Annotated in this window: 16 protein-coding genes and 1 tRNA gene; 1 reads left to right on the top strand and 16 read right to left on the bottom strand. The window is 49.1% G+C overall.

What is annotated here, in order from left to right; all coding sequences use genetic code 11:
* The first annotated feature begins 53 nt into the window (after window positions 1–53).
* Complete coding sequence (locus LQZ19_RS04720; protein WP_411046505.1) at window positions 54–3,443, top strand: DEAD/DEAH box helicase family protein; 3,390 nt, start codon at window positions 54–56, stop codon at window positions 3,441–3,443.
* A 328-nt stretch (window positions 3,444–3,771) separates the two neighbouring features.
* On the opposite strand, the gene LQZ19_RS04715 is transcribed toward LQZ19_RS04720, so the two are convergent.
* From LQZ19_RS04715 to LQZ19_RS04640, 16 genes are all read right to left on the bottom strand, one after another.
* A tRNA-Asn gene (locus tag LQZ19_RS04715) sits at window positions 3,772–3,844 on the bottom strand.
* A 150-nt stretch (window positions 3,845–3,994) separates the two neighbouring features.
* Window positions 3,995–4,960, bottom strand: a complete 966-nt coding sequence (locus LQZ19_RS04710) for an ABC transporter permease (protein WP_411046504.1) — start codon at window positions 4,958–4,960, stop codon at window positions 3,995–3,997.
* The gene (locus LQZ19_RS04705) at window positions 4,944–6,437 is read right to left on the bottom strand and encodes a sugar ABC transporter ATP-binding protein (protein WP_411046503.1); all 1,494 of its coding nucleotides are present in this window, start codon (window positions 6,435–6,437) and stop codon (window positions 4,944–4,946) included. Before LQZ19_RS04705 ends, LQZ19_RS04710 begins: the two co-directional genes overlap by 17 nt.
* A 69-nt stretch (window positions 6,438–6,506) precedes the next feature.
* A complete protein-coding gene (locus LQZ19_RS04700) occupies window positions 6,507–7,679 on the bottom strand; it encodes a levoglucosan dehydrogenase (protein ID WP_411046502.1) in 1,173 nt (390 codons plus the stop codon).
* A gap of 23 nt (window positions 7,680–7,702) precedes the next feature.
* The gene (locus tag LQZ19_RS04695) at window positions 7,703–8,836 is read right to left on the bottom strand and encodes a substrate-binding domain-containing protein (RefSeq protein ID WP_411046501.1); all 1,134 of its coding nucleotides are present in this window, start codon (window positions 8,834–8,836) and stop codon (window positions 7,703–7,705) included.
* A 51-nt stretch (window positions 8,837–8,887) separates the two neighbouring features.
* Window positions 8,888–9,709 carry a sugar phosphate isomerase/epimerase family protein gene (locus LQZ19_RS04690; RefSeq protein WP_411046500.1) on the bottom strand — a complete coding sequence of 274 codons (822 nt, stop codon included), beginning with the start codon at window positions 9,707–9,709 and terminating at the stop codon, window positions 8,888–8,890.
* 43 nt (window positions 9,710–9,752) lie between these two features.
* On the bottom strand, window positions 9,753–10,913 hold the full coding sequence (locus tag LQZ19_RS04685; protein ID WP_411046499.1) for a YibE/F family protein: 1,161 nt from the start codon (window positions 10,911–10,913) through the stop codon (window positions 9,753–9,755).
* Between the two features lie 33 nt (window positions 10,914–10,946).
* Window positions 10,947–12,557, bottom strand: coding sequence for an alkaline phosphatase (locus LQZ19_RS04680; RefSeq protein WP_411046498.1), 1,611 nt, complete (start codon window positions 12,555–12,557; stop codon window positions 10,947–10,949).
* 253 nt (window positions 12,558–12,810) lie between these two features.
* A complete protein-coding gene (locus LQZ19_RS04675; protein ID WP_411046497.1) occupies window positions 12,811–14,805 on the bottom strand; it encodes a LacI family DNA-binding transcriptional regulator in 1,995 nt (664 codons plus the stop codon).
* Window positions 14,802–15,482 (bottom strand): nickel pincer cofactor biosynthesis protein LarB, encoded by a 681-nt coding sequence (gene larB, locus LQZ19_RS04670; protein WP_411046496.1) that lies wholly within the window; start codon window positions 15,480–15,482, stop codon window positions 14,802–14,804. The genes LQZ19_RS04675 and larB overlap by 4 nt, the downstream gene beginning before the upstream one ends.
* Complete coding sequence (gene larC / locus LQZ19_RS04665; RefSeq protein ID WP_411046495.1) at window positions 15,463–16,821, bottom strand: nickel pincer cofactor biosynthesis protein LarC; 1,359 nt, start codon at window positions 16,819–16,821, stop codon at window positions 15,463–15,465. Before larC ends, larB begins: the two co-directional genes overlap by 20 nt.
* Window positions 16,818–17,654: an ATP-dependent sacrificial sulfur transferase LarE gene (gene larE / locus LQZ19_RS04660; RefSeq protein ID WP_411046494.1), complete on the bottom strand. Its 837-nt coding sequence runs from the start codon at window positions 17,652–17,654 to the stop codon at window positions 16,818–16,820. The genes larC and larE overlap by 4 nt, the downstream gene beginning before the upstream one ends.
* 29 nt (window positions 17,655–17,683) lie before the next feature.
* Window positions 17,684–18,919, bottom strand: a complete 1,236-nt coding sequence (locus LQZ19_RS04655; protein WP_411046493.1) for an MFS transporter — start codon at window positions 18,917–18,919, stop codon at window positions 17,684–17,686.
* Between the two features lie 3 nt (window positions 18,920–18,922).
* On the bottom strand, window positions 18,923–19,369 hold the full coding sequence (locus tag LQZ19_RS04650; RefSeq protein ID WP_411046491.1) for a DUF3842 family protein: 447 nt from the start codon (window positions 19,367–19,369) through the stop codon (window positions 18,923–18,925).
* Window positions 19,370–19,373: 4 nt separating this feature from the next.
* Window positions 19,374–19,904 carry a nitroreductase family protein gene (locus LQZ19_RS04645; RefSeq protein ID WP_411046490.1) on the bottom strand — a complete coding sequence of 177 codons (531 nt, stop codon included), beginning with the start codon at window positions 19,902–19,904 and terminating at the stop codon, window positions 19,374–19,376.
* Between the two features lie 234 nt (window positions 19,905–20,138).
* A partial coding sequence (locus LQZ19_RS04640; RefSeq protein WP_411046489.1) for a hypothetical protein occupies window positions 20,139–20,661 on the bottom strand: 523 nt, incomplete at its 5' end.

Raw genomic sequence — 20,661 nt, 5'->3', positions numbered from 1 at the left:
TATGGTATACCTTAATGGTATTTGGGCTACCGATTGATAAAGGATGGATGGCTATGTCGAACTTTGAGTTCCTTCGGCAACAAAACGAATACGCCCTGTTTGCGCCTGCTGCAATAGAGGCCGAGAAGGTTTATGCTACATCCTCAGCCATGTGCGCCGTTGGCTGCCGGAAAGCCCTCGAATTGGCGGTAAAGTGGGTATATTCCGCCGACAACACTATTGAAATGCCCTATAAGGATAATATCCAGTCCCTCATCCATGAGTCGTCCTTTCGCTTTGCTATGGATAGTAAAACATGGGGCAAACTTTCTTACATTATTAAGCTGGGTAACCTCGCAGTACATACCGAACGAGCAGTGGATTCAGGCGATGCGCTAAACTCGCTGAAGGGTCTTTTTGAGTTTATCGGTTGGATTGATTATTCCTACGGTCCAAAGTATGCAGAACGCCGTTTTGATGAGGCCCTCATTCCCAAGGGCAAAGTGGTTATTGTCACTAAGAAAATCAAGGAAACCCAGAGTCTTCTGGACGAGAAAGATTCTGAAATTAAGCGTCTGCAAAAGATCATTGAGGACATGGCCCCCCAATACACCGCCGGGAAGGAACAGCGCCAGCAGGATCGAACTTTCAAGGCCGATGATATTTCCGAGTTCAAGACCCGTAAAATTTACATTGATGTGGATTTAAAGCTAATGGGCTGGCGTTTTTCCGGCGCCGATGCCGATGTCATTGAAGAATACGAGGTTAACGGTATGGCGGGCGTATTGGGGCAAAAAGGCTATGCCGACTATGTCCTGCTGGGTAAAGACGGGCTTCCTCTTGCGGTAATCGAAGCCAAACGATCCAGTAAGGATGCTAATACAGGACGCAAACAAGCCTCATTATATGCCGACTGCCTGGAGCGGCAGTTTAAGCGCCGCCCAATGATTTTCACTACCAACGGTTTTGAGACCTACTTCTGGGACGATCAATCATCTCCCCAGCGGAAGGTGAGCGGCATTTTTAGCAAGGACAACCTGCAAAAGCTGATGAACCGCCGGATTGATCGTAAAAACCTTGATGAGATTCCTATTAACAACTGTATAGCAGGGCGGCCGTATCAAATAGCCGCCATTCGAGCCGTAGGCGATAGTATCAAAGCAGGCTTCAGAAAACAATTGTTGGTTATGGCCACCGGATCGGGAAAGACGAGAACTGCGGCGGGGCTGGTAGATGTCTTGAGCCGTGGGGGTCACGTTACAAACACCCTGTTTCTGGCTGACCGCAGGGCCTTGGTCAAACAGGCAAAAGATGCATTTAAAAACTACTTGCCCGATATGTCCCTATGCAACCTGCTTTCCAATAAGGATGACAGAACAGCGCGGGTTGTTTTCTCCACCTATCCAACCATACTCAATGCAATCGACACCGCGAAGAACGCCGATGGCTTGAAACTTTTCACCCCCGCCCATTTTGACCTTATCATCGTGGATGAAAGCCACCGAAGCATTTTTAAGAAATACCGCGCCATCTTCGAATATTTTGATGCTCTCACCCTTGGTTTGACAGCCACCCCAAAAACCGATGTGGACAGGAACACCTATGAATTCTTCGAAATGGAACATGGTGTGCCAACCTATGCCTACGACTATGAGACGGCCGTGTATACCGACCATGTTTTGGTACCCTACTATAATATCGAAGTGAAAACGAAGTTTTTGGAAGAAGGCATTGTATATGATGAACTTTCCGATGAAGACAAAAAACAATATGAAGATGATTTCACGGAAGATGATACCTTGCCCGATTTCATTCCCGCGCCTGCGCTCAATAAATTCGTGTTCAATCAACAAACCGTGGACACCGTGTTGCAAGACTTGATGGAGCGGGGCATCAAGATTGAGGGAGGGGATTGCGTTGGCAAATCTATCATCTTCGCCCAAAGCAAGCTCCATGCCGAATACGTTCTGGAGCGTTTCAATAAATTGTATCCGAATCTTAAAGGCTCCTTCGCCCAGCGGGTAATTTGTGATGATAGCTATTCGCAGGAAATTATCGAAAATTTCAAAGTTCCCGAAAAAGAGCCGTGTATTGTGGTATCAGTTGATATGATGGACACTGGCATTGATGTGCCGGAATGCGTTAACCTGGTCTTTTTCAAAAAAGTACGTTCAAAAACAAAGTTCTGGCAGATGATCGGTCGCGGTACCCGAATTTGCATCGGCTTGGAATGTCTGGACAATAAAGATGGCGCTTACACCGACAAGCGATGCTTCTTCATTTTTGACTATTGCGGCAACTTTGAATATTTCCGTGAACATACCGAAGGCTTTGAAAGCAAGGATACAAAATCACTTTCAGAATCCATATTCAGCAAAAAGATTCGCCTTGCCGTGTGTTTGCAGGATAGCATTTATGCAGGAGATGACTATCAGTCTTTTAGAAACAACCTGACCACTGGCTGCCAATCCCAGGTAGCCGCGCTCAACCCGGAACTGGTGTCCGTTAAACTCAAACGGCAATATGTGGAGAAATACAAACTCCCCTCGGCGTATGTGTTTATAAGTGAAGGCGATAAAGGCAACATCATAAAACACCTTGCACCCCTGGTACTTTCGGATGACGCGAACGCAGCAGGTCCGTCCGACGAAGCCGCCAAGCGGTTCGATAATTTCATGTACGGCATGATGCTGGCGGATATAGAGCACATGCCCAGCTTCACCTACGCCCGAAAACAACTTTCCGATATTGCATTCCTGCTGGAGAAAAAAGCGAGCATACCGCAGGTAAAAGCAAACCTTGTTCTCATCAAAACTATCAACACCAATGATTTTTGGGATAGCAACAATATTCTGGTCCTTGATGAAGTGCGCCAAACATTGCGCGGCTTAATGAAATTTCTCGTGGAAACGAGTGGCCCTAAAACGATCATCACCAACTTAACTGATCCGGTGATTTCCTGGGATGTAGGTGAGCCCATGCCCCCAGCATACGATTTTGAGGATTACCGGAAGAAGGTCAATCGCTACATCGAGGAACACGCCACCGCGATGTCCATACACAAGCTAACCCATAATATTCCCCTCGGCCCAAAAGATTATCAGGAATTAGAGAGAGTTCTAACCGTCGAACTCGGCAGCCGCGAGGACTACCAGCGTGAATATGGCGACACCCCCTTCGGCCTGCTCATCAGAAAAATAGCAAAACTCAATCACGAGGCTGCCATGCACGCCTTCTCTCAATTCATCAATGATCAATCACTCAATCATAACCAGATTGAGTTTATCCAAAAGGTCATTAACCATGTTGAGCAAAACGGCTATATGGAAGATTTGAAGGATTTAACCAAGCCGCCTTTTGACAAACCGATAACCTTCGTGAAACTTTTTGACCCAAAGCGACAGTCACAGTTGATGGATATTATACGGACAATTAAGGAAAATGCCGTAACAATTGCAGCATAGGGTATTAATGTATGCGGAGGCATTAACTCAATGGATTGGCTATTTGACCGATGGGAAAAATGGATGGATGACCAGGTCGTAAAATCAGGGCTGAGCTTATCACGGGTTTTACAGGATGCGCTTAACGAGAGGCTTGCTTAGATTCCGCTTGAATAGGTGGTATTTCCCAGAGCGGTATGCCACCCTGCGGGGCCTCCTGGTGGAGGCATTAGCAGCGTCTTTTCCGCCTGGAAAAGACGCTGTCCCTTGCGGGCTAAAGCCGGAGTAGGAACCGTGGTTTAAACCCGCTAAAGCAAAAAAAGGGCTGTCCTTATGGACAGCCTAAACGCTCCCCCGCGCGGGTTTGAACCACGGACCCAGTGGTTAACAGCCACTTGCTCTGCCAACTGAGCTACAGGGGAATGATAGAACCAATATACCAGGATCGTCAAAAATATGTCAAGAGGAATTCACCGCAGGAGTCGGAAGATATCTATTTTCGCCCTCCCCTATATTCAAAATCATACTATTCATATCGTATTAGTATGATATTGAATATACCCCTGTATAAGTTAGTTTGCCTTCTTCCGTGTAATATTTGACAGAGCCACCGCCAGGATTATAATAACCCCCCGGACTATGGTTTGTTGGCTGACGCTGAGGCCGCCGAGGATCAGTCCGTTATTGATCATTCCCATAAGCAGGGAGCCAATCAGGGTTCCAACCACAAAACCCGTGCCCCCGGCCATGCTGGTACCCCCTAGGATGACCGCGGCAATGGTGTTCATTTCGTCGCTGTCGCCGAAGGTGTAACGGCCCGCCTGCATTCTTCCCGCATAGAGGATACCCGCAAAGGCCGCAAAGGTACCGCTCATCATAAAGGTAATTATCTTAACCCGGTCGGTATTAATGCCGGTAAATCGGGCGGCAATTTCATTCCCGCCGGTGGCGAGGGTCTTTTTCCCAAAACTTGTTTTATTGAGCAGGATCACCCCGCATACCACAAAAACCAGGGTCCATAACAGCAAGACGGGAATCCTCCCCGCAATATTTCCTACGCCGAATATAAAATTAAAGGTAGTATTGGAAATAGAAATGGCCGCCGTATTGGTAAGCCACATGGCGCTGCCCCTAACTATCCCCATCATTCCAAGGGTTACCAGGAATGCAGGTATCCTGACCTTGGTTACCAGAAGACCGTTAATCGCACCGATGATAAATCCTGCCAAAAGTGAGAGAAAGAGGGCTAAAAAAATACTATGGGTGGAACGCAGCGTAAGGGCAGCAATCAGTGATGACAGGGCTACGATTGACCCTATGGAAAGGTCTATCTGGGCTGCGCCGATTACAAAGGTCATGGCCACCGCCATAATGGTAATCATCGCCGTTTGCCTGGTGATATTCAAAATATTATTTGCAGACAGAAAGCTCCTGTTTCCAAGCCAGACTGAAAGAAACAAAAATACCACGATAAAGGCGATATAAACAATGTACTTACTCCAGTCAATCTTTTTCAAAATACTAACCTTGGATTGCATGCTGAATAATCTCCTCGTTTTTCATTTCACTCCTGGTAAGTTCCCTGCTTTTCTTTCCGTTGACTAACACAATAATTCTGTCACACATCGCCAGAAGCTCGGATATTTCCGAAGACACAACGATCACACTGTTCCCCTGGTTGGCGTAGTTTTCAATTATTTTAATAATCTCACCCTTGGCGCCTATATCAATACCCGCCGTAGGTTCATCCAGCAAAAACAGTTTTGGATCGTTCTTCAGCCACTTGGCAATAACTACCTTCTGCTGATTCCCACCGGAAAGACTGCTGATCGTGGTTTCTATATTTTCTGCCTTAATATTAAGTTGTTTGATACTTTCTTCGGAAATTTTTCTGAGCTTGCGCTCGTCTATCAACAGCTTCGTTTTAACCCTTTGAAAGAGGCCTATCAGTAAATTGTCCTTCAGGGAATGGGACAGCACCAGTCCTTCCCGCCGCCGGTCTTCCGGAACCAGGGCAATTCCCGATGCAATAGCCTTTTTTGTGTTTTTTAAGTCCACAGACTTCCCTTGGATCTTAACAGTACCGTTTTGAATTTTTCTGATACCGAACAGAGCTTCAAGAATCTCTGTCCTGCCGCTTCCCATCAACCCGGCTAAACCTACAATTTCTCCCCGGTGAACCTGAAACGAAACATCCTTGACTAAATTGTCAACACACAATCCTTCTATTTCAATCATAGCGCTTTGGTCATGGTACTTTTCTCTTTCGTGGTATTCAAAAGCGTTTTTTTCCGCATCCCCGAGCATGTAATTGATAATACCGGAGATTGTTAGTTTTTTTGCATCCTCCGTAATAATACGCTTCCCATCCCGGAGGACGGTAACCTCATCGGCAATCGTCAGGATTTCATTCATCCGGTGGGAAATATACACGATAGAAACCCCTTCGGATTTTAAGGTTCTGACGATCTTAAACAGCTGCGTTACTTCCATATCCGATAGGGATGCGGTAGGTTCATCCATCACAAGGACTTTAACATCTTCCGACAGTGCCTTGGCAATCTCAATCATCTGACAATAACCAACACTCAGGTTGGATACTTTTTCGGTAACGGGAACATCAATACCAAGCTTGGCAAGCAGCTTTTCTGCATGATCCTGCATAGCTTTATCGTCATTAAAACCCCATTTTTTTTCTTCATGGTTAAGGAAAATATTTTCAACCACCGTTAAGGTTTGAATAACACTGAGTTCCTGGAATATCATGCGTATCCCCGCAGCATTGGCATCGGAATAGTTGTGAAAATCTACGCCCTTGCCGGCAACGGTGATCTCCCCCGAATCTTTGGTGTATATACCGGTCAGAATTTTCATCAGAGTTGATTTTCCGGCCCCGTTCCCGCCGACTATGGCATGTACATGGCCCTTCTGAAGGTCAAAGTCAATATTTGCCAGTACCTTATTGCCGTAAAAGGATTTAGTAATATTCCGCATTTGTAAAACAGACTCGCCCATTTTAAATCCTAATCAAAAGACATACCCGCCTCTCTTTACGAGAGGACGGGTATATATAGGGTATGAATTTTATTCAACCTTTCCGACTTTCTCCCATAATCCGGAGGCAGCGGATTTAAATGCAGCTTCACCGATTAATTCGATGTTGTAACCGTCCTCAAAGGATGGGGAAACCTGCTTGCCTTCCGTAATTGCCTTGATGAATTTATACATCTCCACGATCTTTGTTTCCGTATAACCGATGCCAAGGGCCGGAATAGGCCAGAGCGCTTCACCAAATGGATGAGCCGGTCCGGTATATACCGTTCTGAATCCCCGCCGGTCACCGGGATCGCTGGCAAAGCATACCTGCAATTCGTCCCGTCTTTCATAGTTGAAGTAGATGGAACCCTTCGTTCCGTGAATCTCAAAGGTGATATAGTTATTTCTGCCCCAGGCGTTTCTGGTCGCTTCTATAGAACCGAAGGCGCCGTTTTTACACTTCAGGGCCAGGAAACATTGATCATCCACATCGACTTTTTTCTTTGGGGCATCCGAACCGCCCTTTACGTTTCCCAGGCTGTCGGCAACCCCGGTCTGTATGGGGCGCTCGTTAATATAGGTGGCCATACGGGCATTTACTTCCGTAAAGTCGCCCAGAAGGAAACGCAGCATATCTACCACATGGGTCGCTATGTCGCCAAAAGCGCCGCTGCCGCAAATTTCCTTCTGGAATCTCCATGAAAGGGGCGAATTGGGATCAGCCGACCAATCCTGCAGATAGGTACCCCGGAAATCCAGGATATCACCGATTGCACCCTCGTCAATGTATTTTTTCGCAAGCTGCACCGCCGGAGTCATCCGGTAGTTAAAGGCCAGCATATTTACTGTTCCGGCCTTTTTTACCGCGTGGTACATTTTATGGGCCTCTTCTATGGTCCTGGAAATCGGCTTTTCACAGAGAATGTGTTTGCCCGCTTCCGCTGCGGCAATCGCAATTTCCGCATGGGCGTTATTCGGAGTACAAATATCGATAATATCAATATTCGGGTCCTCAATAACTGACCGCCAATTGTCGGTTCCCCTTTCAAATCCGAACTGTGCGGCAGCCGCATCGGCCCGTTCCTGAGTCAAATCGGCGATTACCTTCTTAGTGACCAGCGCCGGCGCGGGCCAGAAAAAAATGGGCATACCGGAATAGGCGATGGAATGCGCTTTTGCCATAAAACCGGCGCCAATTAATCCAACATTATAGGTTTTCATGTTATGCTTCCTCCTAAACCTTATTATTTGTATGCGTTCTTTATATCCGCCGGAGCGTCCTTGTGATAGATGTCCTTATAGGCTTCCAACACATTCGAGTGGGTAACCTTGAGCGCCGGGAGAGCGACATAGGCCGGCGCTACTTTGCCGATCAGTGCATAGCCTATCAGCGTGGCCTCCGCAACACCCTGATCGTAGGGCCGCTGGGCGCCGAGCCCCTTAATGATACCGCCTTCGGCGATAATCTTAGCTACGTTATCGCCGAGGTCAATGGTGGAGACAATAACGTTGTTCCGGCCCGCAGCCCTGATGGCGGATACTACCCCTTCAGCGGGAATATCCCAAGTAGCGTAGATACCGTTCAGATCCGGATGTTTAACCAGCAGGGCATCGCCGAGCTCGGCGCCCTTGTTTTCATCGTCAAATCCAATTTCCTCTACAATCTGAATATTAGGGTATTTTTCCTTGATGGTCCGACGGAATGCATTATCACGTTGATTGGTAACAAAAAAATTGGCGTCATGGAATACCATGGCGATTTTTCCTTTGCCTCCCAGGGCATCACCCATAACTTCCGCCGCCGCAACGCCATTACCGTAATTATCCGCAGAAACAACAGAGGTATAATCAACACCGGCGGTCATATTGTCCGGGCAGTTGTCCATGAACACGATCTTTATACCCTGCCGGGAGGCTTGCTTAAATGCCGCTTCGGAAGAAACCACGTCCACCGGGATGGACACGATGGCATCCGGCTTTAGGGTCAAGGCATTTTCAATATCGGAAATTTGTTTTTCCGGCCTGAACCCCGCATCGGTGGTGGAAATAACGTTAATCCCCATCTTTGCAAACTGATCCTTCAAGCCCTGCAGCTGCGCTGTGGACCAGTCGTTCCCCGCATAGTGGAAACTGATGGCAACCTTATAATTACCGGCTTTGATCTTCGCCAGTTCATCCGCAGAAAGAGAAAGATCCGATGCCGCGCTTGCTTGCTCACCGTGAGGGCCGGTACTCATAATCGAACCAGCCGCGGGTCCTGCCGTTGCTGCCGCCGAAGGAGTATTTTTCTGGGCTTGACTTGAATCATTACCCCCCCCTGCCATAACCAAAGATGTTACAATTGCCAAACATATTGACACCAACAAAAACCTTTTCATGCTAGAACTCCTTTTCTTTAATATTTTCTGTTATGGAAAACTTCCACCGTATCAGCTGAAATTTAGTTTTGATTTAAGATATTCCCGGGTAATCCGCGCACCTTCTGCGGGATCACCGTTCCATCCATCACACTCAATGGCATATAAAACATCAGTGGGTTTTTTTCGTAAAATATCCAGGATAGATGGAAAATCAATTCCGCCCTTCCCCAGGGGGCAAAACATACCGTCCCCGGTAACATCCTTGAGGTGGATATACTTGATCCGGTCGGCATATTTTCGAACCACCGCCACGGGATCTCCGCCGCCTAATACCACATGGCCCGTATCGGGACAGAGGGGAATACCGGTATGGGGCATTACCTTGTCTAACTGTTCAGGGGACTGTACCAAGGACCCCATGTGGGGATGATAGCTGGCGGTCATCCCCAGCTCTTCGGCGATAACACATACTTTGTCCAGGGCTGCGGCAAGTTTTTTGTAATCCCCTTCTTTAATGCCATCGAATCTTGTGGCGCCTCCGCCCAGGGCAATCTGGGTAGCGCCAAATTTTTTAGCGAATGCGGCGGCCTTCTTAATCCTGAAAAGTTCTTCCGGAAGGATATCATCGTAGATAAAATTGGCCGCGCTGTAGACGGCCAAAAGGGAAACCTTGTTACCGGATAATAGTTTTTGAAATACATCTTCCCGGCCTTCGTAGGCCAGTAGATTACCGTCAAATATTTCTATCTGCTCGTACCCCGCGGATGCAATACCGGCAATTGCATCCGCATCTGCGCCGGTAGAAAGGTAATACGCACCATTTGCATTATTTGCCGCTCCGCAGTGGGCCACCACGGCCCCCCATGCGTTTGTCATATACGCAACTTTCATAAACCCTCCTACTGAAAAAGGAATTTACTAAACAGAATAAAAACTAGGCTCTCTTTTTTTTAAGGGGAACGTATAACATCGCTCCCATTGCGGTTGTGATAGGAGCCACAAGAACGAGCCCGAAGCTGCCAACAACTGTATGCAATATTTCCGCCGCCACATAGCTTATGTTAAGCAGATTGCCGTTTGGTATTCCCTGCCCCATAAATAACATCACCATGGCAAGGTAACTGCCGCTATAGGCAAACAAGAGGGTAGTCGTCATGGTACCAATAACGGATCGGCCAATAGTATTTCCGGAAACAAGCAGATCCTTCCGCGATATATCCGGTTTATTCCGGACTATTTCACTCATAGCCGCCGAGATGTCCATGGCAAGATCCATTACTGCCCCGGATGCGGAAAGCACCACCCCGGCAATAAATAGACGGGTAAGGTCAAGATGAGTATTTCCGGCATACAGCAGGGTCTCCGAAAAGGGCCGCACCGCACCATTGACTTTAAATGGGCCGGAAAAAATAAGCGTAATAATTGCGGTTACCCCAAGGCCAAGGGACGCGCCAAGCAAGGCTACTATACCTTTCCTGTTTACCCCGGCAACCAAAAATAGGATAACTGCGGATAGAATAACAACAGCCACAAAGCTGAGCAAGATCGGATCATAGCCCTTGAGCATCATGGGTATCATCAACTTCCACATGGCGAAGGTTGAGAAAATAAAGGACAACATGGCCTGAAAACCAAAAAAACCGCCATAAAGAAGCAAAAAGAGGGCAAAAACTCCCATGAGTACCGCTTCTATGCGCAGCCGGTAAAAATCCGACGTATTAACGTTGGTAATGGTTTCGTCCCCATTGGTGGAAATAGTCACAAACGCATGGTCCCCAGGTTCAAATTCCCGATCGAGTTCCATCTTGCCCATGTAAACATTCCCCGTATGGAAAACGGTACCCTTCAAACGGCCTTTGAGTATCTGAATGTCCAAACTCTGGGACCCGGATCGAATAAGACCATGCAGTTCCGCACGGCTATTATCCACGCTGAGTACCAGCCCTTCGGTGTACTCAGCATTTTTTGGTAAACGATCTTCAAATCCCGTAGGGATTTGGTACATCACAACACAAAGAAGCAGGACAAACATCGAAAAGACGATGTCCTGCTTCTTCGCGTTATGGAAAAAAAAAGATAACTTATCCAGTTTCATATAATGACTTTTTCTCCCATAACGACATTCAATCTACTGAAGCTGTCCAATCTGAACAACTTTCTTGAAGATGTCCGTGTTGTCATAGTAGCCGTTAAACAGCTCATATCCAACACCAATCACAGAAACAGGAGTGGGCAATCCGGTATGGGAGAAGGTCGTCCAACCGACACCGGCTTTGTTGTTCAAAATATGGGTAAGGGTAACCGTAATAGGTTCATAGGAACCATAAGAAAGATAATACTCATCGGTCGAAGTGGGACGATTCGTATTATAGCTCATGGCTAAGGCCTTGGTAAGATCGGCAATTTCATAATCCCTGAGCGCCAGGCCCAATTTTTCAAACGCCGCCTGATCCCCGGTCTTGGCAGTAGCCTCCAAAGCCGTAAATTCACTCTGGCTGTAGCGCTTAAGTCCAAAATAGGATTCTACCAAGGGCAGGAAAGCTTCGATGTTGGCAGTGGGGTTAGCCGCTTTGAATTCAGCAAATTTTGTGTTGAAATCAATGTAGGAACCCTTCTGACCACTAAGTCTCTTCAGGAATGCATCATACTTGGTTCCCGCAAAACCCATGGTCATACCACCGGTCTCATGGTCCCCGGTTACAACAATGAGGGTCTCGGTGGGATGCTTCTGATAGAACTCATAGGCAACCTTAACACCCTTATCCAGGGTAAGTACTTCATTCACCGTTGCAACGGCGTCGTTAGCATGGGCGGACCAGTCAACTTTGCCGCATTCGGCCATCAGGAAAAATCCCTTGTCATTATCAAGAACTTCGATAGCCTTAGCCACAAAGTCTTCGTACCGGATCTCGCCGGGCTTCTGATCAATTGCATAGGGCAGAGCATTATCGCCATCCAATACAAAGTTGCTGGTTATGACCTTGTCATCACCGGCTTTAATCTTGTCGAAATCCGCACGGGTGTTGTAGACCTTATATCCGCCTTCTTCCAGGACTTCCTTAATGGGTTTAGTCGCCTTCTTATCCTGTGCAGCAAGGAATCCGCCGCCGCCGAAGAAGTTAAATCCACTGGCAGGAATCTGCGAGGTGATATCATAGAAGGAATTCCGGTTGGGGACAGATGCATAGAAAGATGCGGGTGTCGCATGATCCAGGGAAACCGAACTAACGATCCCGACTTTCAATCCCTTAGCCTTGGCCAATTTTGCCATGGAAACGTACTTTTCAGTTCCCGTGGGGTCCATACCGACCACGCCGTCCCGTGTTTTCTTACCGGTGGCAATCGCCGTTCCGGAAGAAGAAGAGTCGGTAATCAGGGAGTTAGAGGAATAGGTGCTGCTGAAGCCCTGCCCGGGGAAGGTGCTCATCAACATACGCTGAACAGTGGGCGCAAAGTCCGCAACCCCGTTTCCAGAGGGGAATTTGCCCGCGGCACGATTAGTCGCGTTTCCCAAATCCACCGAAGCATTAATACTGGCCAGATACAGTTCCGCAGCGTTCCGTTGGGGGATTGATGTTCCGTCCCCAATAAACACGAAAATGTACTTAGCCGGCCCGGCGGCGACCGCCGCTGCACCACCGGTGCTGGCGCCGGCGGGAGCCTTTTCACCGCCTCCACTAGCGAACGTCAATGTAGAGATCGCCAATAAGACAGCCACAAACGATACAAGTTTTTTCATAAAAGCTTGCCTCCTAAATATATTTTAATAGGGATTATACCCTATTAATCACGATAATAATGTCAGCTTTTTTATAATTTTATTTATCACAAGGGGTCCCTGCTATACCTTTCTAATTATACCTATACATATTTACGTAAAAAACCAAAATATTTACGTAAATAAAAGAAATAAATTTACCTTTCACTAGATGTATTATACCATTAATACTTTTCCCCTGTCAATGATTTTATTATTATTCGCAAATTATTTTTTACGTAAAATTATGCGCCATGGCGTTTTTCAGTTCCTCAGGAGCCGGAGCATGAAAAATATCCTCCCAGGCTTTCAGCAATTTATTTTTCTGAACCACATAGGGGGAAATACCGATGTACTTATAGCCCCCCTGTTCCAGGAGAGCCTTCAGGGTTGCCAGGGCAACCGCCGTCCCCTGGGCGTAGGGCTGCTGGATAACCAGGCCCTGTACAATATCTCCCTGGGCAAAATGCAGGGCAATTTCCCGGTCCAGGTCAAAGGTGATGATCGCGATATCCTCCCTGCCCAGTTCCTTCAGAGCCCTTATGGCCTGAAGCGCCGGCCGGTCCCATGAAATATACAGCCCCTTGATATTCGGATGTTCGGCAATCATTTTTTTGCATACATCATAGGTCCGCTCAATCTGATAGAAATCCTCAACCGCAGCTATCTCTATGGAAGGATAATCCTCCCGGATAACCTGCTCTGCGACGCTATCCCGCAGATGGGTACCCCGAAAGTCCGCCCCATGGTTGATAAAACCAACCTGTATGCCCGTGCGGTTTTTGAAGTATTCACCCAGAAGGACCCCCGCATTATACCCATATTCCCGCTCGTTAACGGAAATACAGGACGCGTATTCATCTGCCGTCATACCCGCAGGAATACTGCTGATAAAAATGAGCTTGGTCTCCTTTGCCAGTTCCTTGAATTTTGCCGCAGTTTTTATATCGTCCGCAGGGATCGCTATAATCGCATCGGGTTTCTGCATCCTGAGCCCTTCCAACTGGGTTATCTGCAAATCGGGATTGAAATGAGCATCGGTTACTGCGAGGATACGTATCCCGTATTTTTCCAGGGTATCCCGAATACCGTTTTCGTGTAACCGTGTCCATGCACTGTTGTCATAATGAAAAGAGATGCACACCTTAAAATGGCCCTTCCGAAGTGCATCCTGCTCTTTTTCCGACAAAGTTAGTGCGTCCATGGAAATCGCTTCTCCCCCGAAGGGTCCTTTCCCAATCAACCGGGTCGATTTTCGCAGCAGGAAGTTCGCTTGTATTTTCCGGGAATTTGCCTGGGCCGAACCGCCGCGTATCTTATCAAGTATTTGTGACGAAATGGCAGCTCCCATGGCCTCATAATTTTCTTCCATAGTGGTAATGGGCGGATCGATAAGTTCGGTCCAGCCCTTATTCCCTGCGCCGATAAACGAAAGTTGTTTTGGATACTCTAATCCCAGATCGTCCAGAAGCTGTAATATCCTGGGGGTAATCCAGTTCGCGCCGGAAACGATGGCGGAGGGTTTTTCCTGTTTACAGAACCGGAATATCTGCTGTTTAGTGAGATCCCCCTGGTTACTGTTAACCGTCATAACCATTTCCTGCCGGTAGTCGATGCCATAGGCGATTAAAGCGCGGTGGTATCCCAGTATTTGTTCCACCGATGTGCTGAATTCTTTTTTTTCCGTTACAAGACCGATCCTTTCATGGCCGCACTGGAGCAGGTAGGTGGTTATTTTGTAAAGCGCCGCTTCATAATCCGTGGTAACCGAGTCGATCCGGTTATCCGGGAAATGACGGCCCGCCAGGACAAAGGGGATAGATCGGTTAAGGATCGTGTTGTAATACTCACTGTTATTTGCCGCAGGAACCAGAATAATGCCGCCCACAGATTTATTGCTTAGCAGGGTTGTGAGGAGAAACTTTTCTGTATTTATATCGTCATTGGTAACGGATATAGACAGGGTGAATCCTGCCTGTGAAAAATAACGGGAAAGGACATCGGCCAATAAAATATAATCCTCAAGACCGGGAACAAGAAGGGCAATGGCCGACATCTTGCCCACGCGGATTTTATAATACGTATCCTTTTTGTAAGCGCTTTTCTTAATGATTGTATTGATCTTCTCAACCAGTTCGGGGCTCACATAACGGGTTGAGTTAATTACATGGGATACGGTAGCAATCGAGACGCCTGCCTGTTTCGCAATATCCTTAATTGTTACTTTCATTGATCGGTTGTTTGGTTAATCAGATTCGCCTGATACCCCGCGCCAAAGCCGTTGTCGATGTTTACCACCGAGATGCCCGGGGCGCAGGAGGTGAGCATACCCAGCAGGGCGGAAAGGCCGCCGAAGGCCGCGCCATAGCCCACGCTGGTGGGGACCGCGATGACCGGTACGGCAACCTGACCGGCGAGGACCCCCGCCAGGGCGCCCTCCATACCCGCTACGGCCACCACCACCCGGGCCTTCCTGATGTCCGGCAGACGGTTGAAAAGACGGTGTATCCCCGCAATTCCCACGTCGTTAATCAGCTCCACATTGCTGCCCAGGAATTCGGCGGAAAGGGCCGCTTCCTTGGCGATGGGGATATCCGAGGTGCCGGCGGCCACCACCGCCACCAGCCCTTTCCGATCATTTTTGGGGCGGACGCTTCCCAGGGTAAGTATCCGGGAAATTTCGTCGTACTCGGCATCACTGAAACGGCGGAGTATCCGTTCCGCCAGGACACCGTCGGCTTTGGTACCCAGTACCGGCAGCCCCTGTTCCCGCATCCGCACGATGATGGCCTCCGCCTGATCCGTCGTTTTTCCCGAACAGAACACTACCTCGGGGTAACCGGTACGCTTGTCCCGGTGGCTGTCTATAACCGCAAAATCCAAGTCTTTATTTTCCGGCGAATCCATCGTTGATGATCCTTTCCGCTTCTTCCAGGGTTATGCCCCGTTCCCGGGCCAGCCGGGCGCGGTCTTCAAATTCGACTTTCGAACGCAGTTTTTCTGCGCCAAAGTACACGGTTTTCCGCCGGGCCTCACCATACTCAGCGCCCAGCTTTTCTACTTCCCGCCGCAGGGAAAGCCGCCGTACCGTGGTCTCCCGGAAACCAATGGTAGTAGATCCGCGGAACAGGATTTCCCGGAGCATATTGAGCTTTTCCTGCCCGGTCAAAACCGAGACAATAGTTCCCGGCCGGGACTTCTTCATCACGCAGGGGGTAAGGGTGACATCCAGGGCTCCCGCGGCAAAGAGATTCTCCATGAGAAAGCCCAGGGCCTCGCCGGTCATGTCATCGATGTTGGCTTCCATTAGAACCAGCTCTTCGGTTTTCCAAGGAGCCACAGTGCCGGAAACTGCGGTTCCAAGATCGGCGGATTCTTCCCGCAAAGAAACTCGAAGCAAATTAGGCTTATCCATCTTCCGGGTCCCGATACCGTACCCGGTTTTCAGTTCCCGGTAGTTCGCGGCTCCGGTAAATTCGTCCACGCAGGAGGCGAGGATCGCCGCTCCGGTGGGGGTGGTCATCTCTTTCGGGAAGCCCCCGGTTTTAACCGGCATACCCCGGGTTAGGATCACCGTGGCCGGCGCCGGTACGGGCAGCAGGCCATGGGCACAGCGGACCATACCGCCCCCGAGCTCGACTTCCGAGCAGGTAATACGATCCGGTTTGAGCAAATCCAGGCAGACCGCGGCGCCCACAATATCAATAATCGAATCCAGGGCGCCCACTTCGTGGAAAGCCACATCCTCCACCGCCGTCCCATGCACATGGGCTTCCGCTTCGGCGATGCGGGTAAAGATATCCAGGGCCCGGTTTTTCACCCCTTCACTCAGGCTTGAGCCCCGTATCAGGGAACGGATATCCTTCCAGGTAGTTCTACTGTGGTCATGTGTATGGCCGTGCTCGCAGCTATCGTGCGAATGGCCGTGATCATGACCATCGTGTGTATGCCCATGATCGCCGCTGTCGTGGGAATGACCGTGGTCATGTGTGTGATCCTGGCCGCCGGAAGCGCCCTCCCCATCGTCCATGGCGAGGTGATCCGTCCGGCCTTCAAGGTCTACCACCGCGTGGGTACCGGTGATGCCGCCGCGCCGGTCCTGTTCAAAGCGGAGTTTCCAGCCCTCAAGGCCAAGCTTGGACAGTTCCGCGCAGAGGGTATCGGGGTTAACCCCCAGATCTACCATGGCCCCCAGAGCCATGTCACCGGAAATGCCGGCGAAGCAGTCAAAGTGCAGAGTTTTCAAGCTAAGGCTCCGGCTTTTGGTATGGCCCGGTTCAGGTTCCCCATGACATAGCCTTCAAGCTCCAGGGAAACGTATAAAAAACCGTAGGACTTTAGGGATTTAGAAATACTGTCCAGAAGATTTTCATCAAAGAAGCGGCGCCGTTCCTCCGGAGATACCTCGATCCGGGCAATGTCGCCGTGGGAGCGGACCCGGAACTGCCGGAACCCCGCTTCCCGCAGATAGTCTTCGGCCTTTTCCACCCGGGATAGTTTTTCCCGGTCGATCCGTTCACCATAGGGAATCCGGGAAGCCAGGCAGGCAAAGGCGGGTTTATCCCAAGTGGGAAGATCAAAACGTTTGGACAGGTCCCGGATATCCTGCTTGGTCAGCCCCGCCGCCCGGAGGGGGCTGAAGATTTGAAGCTCCTCCAGGGCCTTAAGCCCGGGCCGGTAATCCCCAAGATCATCCATGTTCGAACCGTCCAGAACCGTGTTGATCCCCCGCTTCTTGGCTTCATCAAGGATATTGCTAAATTCAATTTTCTTGCAGAAATAGCACCGTTCCTTGGAATTTTCCGCGACCTCAGCATCGATCTCAGATTCTTCTATTAAGATGTGCTCAATCTCAACTTTCCGGGCAACCATGGCGGCGCAATCAATTTCACTCTTAGGAAGCATGGGACTGACCACGGTTATGGCGATAGCCTTAGAGCCCAAAGCGGCGGCGGCAGCATGGCAGAGAAAGGAACTGTCCACCCCGCCGGAAAAGGCCACCGCCACGGACGCTTTTTCGGCAATCATGGCTAACAGATCCCGGTATTTTTTATCTAATGTTTGTTCAGGTGTCGGCATAAAGATACTCCTGTGTCCGTAATACCATTTTAGGGTTTCTCCGTCAATGAAGGTTTCTTAATGGTCGCCGCATAGACGCTGTTGAGGATGCCCAAGATGGCGGAGAGGGAAAAGAGTACCTCGATGCCCGTAACCTTCCATATCCAGCCCCCCATAAGGGCGATGAAGATGCTGATCACATGGTTCACCGATATGCCTGTGGAAATGGTGGCGGTAACCTCCTCCTGGCTTGAGGCAATATCCCGAACATAAACGCTGCTGGCCATGCTGGCCAGGGAAATAATGGCATCCAGGATGTAGTTTACATAGACCACTTTATAAGCGATGTGCGGAGGAAAAATCCGGTGGGCAAAACCGTAGAAGAAACAGACCACCACCAGAATGAGGGTATCGGTAACCATGATAAACTTATACCCCACCTTATCGATGAGCTTTCCTATCAGGGGATTAAAGACGATACCGAAGGCGGCGCTGATCGCCATAAGCATGGCGATGACCGATGCATTGGCGCCGTACTGGAGGATCAATACGTAGGGTGCAAAGGTGAGGAAGACCTGTTTCCGGGCGCCGTAAAAAACTTCCAGCATATAGAACTTGGTAAATTTTTTCGCAAAGTAAAAACGCCGGCGCGGGGCTTTGTTCTGTGTCTCCTCCAGGGGCAATACGAAGATTACTGCGGCGAACATAAAAGCTACGGATACGCCGAATATCACCTTAAAGGGGAGCAGATCATTCCGTTTGTACCCAAACCGGGCAAAGATGAGGAACAGCACCGATACCAGGATAAACCCGGTGATCCTCCCCACATGATCAAGGGCGCCGGCTACACCCAGAGCTGCACCGCCGGTTTCTTTTTTTGCCAGGTGCATAGATATGGTACTCCGCAGGGGTAATACGATATGTTCACCCAGGCTGTAGAGCACCATGAAAAGTACCACGATGAACTTCCCGGTTCCCGCAAAAAGGAGACAAATGAGCCCCAGGGTCATGAAGCACAAACCGATCTTGAATATCCGGTTTTCCGAAAGGCGGTACAGTACCGCGAATATCACCACCACAAGAAGGCCGGGAATCTCCCGAAAGAATTCCACCACCCCCCGTTCAAAATTGGTGATATGGACCAGCTCCGCCAGGTAATTATCCTGTATGCCCCGGTACAGGCCGTAGGAGATACCGGTAAAGAGAAGGACCGCGAGGAAACGCAAATATTTAATATCCGGACGGTAAATGTCCTTTAGAGAAATCCGCTTAATAGTAAGCTTCATGAATTACTGCTCCTTAGAAAAACTAATCATCCGATCTTTGAGAATCTCCACCGCCCGTTCAATCATTTTCCCCAAGGGAAGGGAATCAATCCCGGAAAGGGTAAAATGTTCCTGCTGTATGGGGATAAGAATCCTATCTCCCGGTGCGGTAAGGATTGCCTCCGCCATGGAAGCGCTTATCTCCCCCATGAGGCTGTTGGCCAATACAATGCCGATGGGGCCGAGGATAAAATCGCCAAGACCAACCGATACTTTTACTGCGTTTTCTCCCGTAGCTCCCCGGTGAGCGCCGGCTTTAACCATCCGTTCCGTGGCGGCGGAATTGGCCCCCAGAGCAATAATATCCCACGCCCCGGGCCATTCCTTTTCGATAAGCTCCCGTATTTTGACTATCAGCTGGACCCCTATGCCGCCGCCCATACCGTCAACAATTACAATGGTTCTTTTCATGTTACTACTTCTGTTTGCCATATGTACCATAATGGACCCGGCGCGGATCGAAGCGATCCTTTTTTTCCGGACACCCTACGGTGTCAGGATACCCCAGGGCGATTACCGCGAAGGGAACAATATTACCCGGCAGGCCGAAACGCTGAGAAAAGGCCTCGACCCGGCTTTTATCGGGATACCAGCCGAGCCACACTCCGCCCAGCCCCTCCTCCACAATCTGCAGCAGGATATTTTCCGTAGCCGCCGCCAGATCCTGGACCCACCAGGTATCCTCAAGGTCCCCGCCCCCGCCAAGGTCGAGGTTGACGCAGACCGCAATGGCCGCCGCAGCGGAGGGCATCATTTTGGCGTAGGGGCTCATATCGGCAATAGCCTGCCGATCCGCCGCATCGGTAATCACCAAAAACTCCCATGGCCGCCGGTTATGAGCCGATGGGGCCTCCATTCCGGCCCGAAGGAGCCGTTCTATCTTATCGCTTTCCACCGGTTTGGGTAGATAACTCCGCACTGAGCGGCGTTGAAAAATTGTGGACATGGGCGCCTCCGTTAATATGTATTTACTTAATCATATTGGCAGGAATTTTTCCAGTCCCAATATCGGATGGATACCCCTTTTTTCGGACTTATCGGCAAAAACGGGCGTGGGGAGGGGTACACCTGGCTTCATGTGCGTGTAGAGTCTGCTTGCGGAGCCCAGTAGGTCTCCTCCAGCAGGGAATTCCACATACATGAAGCCAGGTGTACCCCTCCCCACGCCCGCCTTTATCGGCTAGATAATGGTCAATCCCCTACGAAGCGCGCGCACGGATGTATGGCGTTCTTTTTGGTTTTTTCTGGATTCAAATTCTTTTATTTTATGTCTATTATAAAGGTTAACCGCTTTAAACAGACTTTCTTGTCCCGCCGGTAGAATAAAAGCCCCAATTAATTCGGTAACTAAACCACCCAACATTACTCCAAGTGATATTTGTACATTTTGTAGATATGTATCAGAATCAGAATCACTATTTAATGCGAATAATGGATAATAGGCGCCGCCTAAGACAACCGCTAAACCGCCCCACATTAAAATATTACCCGCTAAATTTTTCCGATGATACGAATCATAATATTCCTTAGTATCTGAGTATTGGTTAAATGCCAAAATCATATTTTTATTTATTCCAAATGATGTTGATGAATTAATATTTTGCAAAGTAAGATTCAATCCGCCAAGCACATTTCCCCTAGCGGGCGCCAGGGCAAAAGCATTTACTAAAATCTCAAGAAGAAGGAGAAGGGAGCCGATAAAA

It is taken from the genome of Treponema primitia (genome assembly GCF_046533075.1).
GTDB classification, from domain to species: Bacteria; Spirochaetota; Spirochaetia; order Treponematales; family Breznakiellaceae; genus Termitinema; species Termitinema primitia_B.
This window is presented reverse-complemented; position numbering and strand designations above follow the sequence as displayed.

Bases quoted from the DNA above. Each gene is read 5' to 3' on its own strand.
- LQZ19_RS04720 (WP_411046505.1), top strand. From the start codon at position 54: ATGTCGAACTTTGAGTTCCTTCGGCAACAAAACGAATACGCCCTGTTT.
- LQZ19_RS04710 (WP_411046504.1), bottom strand. From the start codon at position 4,960: ATGCAATCCAAGGTTAGTATTTTGAAAAAGATTGACTGGAGTAAGTAC.
- LQZ19_RS04705 (WP_411046503.1), bottom strand. From the start codon at position 6,437: ATGGGCGAGTCTGTTTTACAAATGCGGAATATTACTAAATCCTTTTAC.
- LQZ19_RS04700 (WP_411046502.1), bottom strand. From the start codon at position 7,679: ATGAAAACCTATAATGTTGGATTAATTGGCGCCGGTTTTATGGCAAAA.
- LQZ19_RS04695 (WP_411046501.1), bottom strand. From the start codon at position 8,836: ATGAAAAGGTTTTTGTTGGTGTCAATATGTTTGGCAATTGTAACATCT.
- LQZ19_RS04690 (WP_411046500.1), bottom strand. From the start codon at position 9,709: ATGAAAGTTGCGTATATGACAAACGCATGGGGGGCCGTGGTGGCCCAC.
- LQZ19_RS04685 (WP_411046499.1), bottom strand. From the start codon at position 10,913: ATGAAACTGGATAAGTTATCTTTTTTTTTCCATAACGCGAAGAAGCAG.
- LQZ19_RS04680 (WP_411046498.1), bottom strand. From the start codon at position 12,557: ATGAAAAAACTTGTATCGTTTGTGGCTGTCTTATTGGCGATCTCTACA.
- LQZ19_RS04675 (WP_411046497.1), bottom strand. From the start codon at position 14,805: ATGAAAGTAACAATTAAGGATATTGCGAAACAGGCAGGCGTCTCGATT.
- larB (WP_411046496.1), bottom strand. From the start codon at position 15,482: ATGGATTCGCCGGAAAATAAAGACTTGGATTTTGCGGTTATAGACAGC.
- larE (WP_411046494.1), bottom strand. From the start codon at position 17,654: ATGCCGACACCTGAACAAACATTAGATAAAAAATACCGGGATCTGTTA.
- LQZ19_RS04655 (WP_411046493.1), bottom strand. From the start codon at position 18,919: ATGAAGCTTACTATTAAGCGGATTTCTCTAAAGGACATTTACCGTCCG.
- LQZ19_RS04650 (WP_411046491.1), bottom strand. From the start codon at position 19,369: ATGAAAAGAACCATTGTAATTGTTGACGGTATGGGCGGCGGCATAGGG.
- LQZ19_RS04645 (WP_411046490.1), bottom strand. From the start codon at position 19,904: ATGTCCACAATTTTTCAACGCCGCTCAGTGCGGAGTTATCTACCCAAA.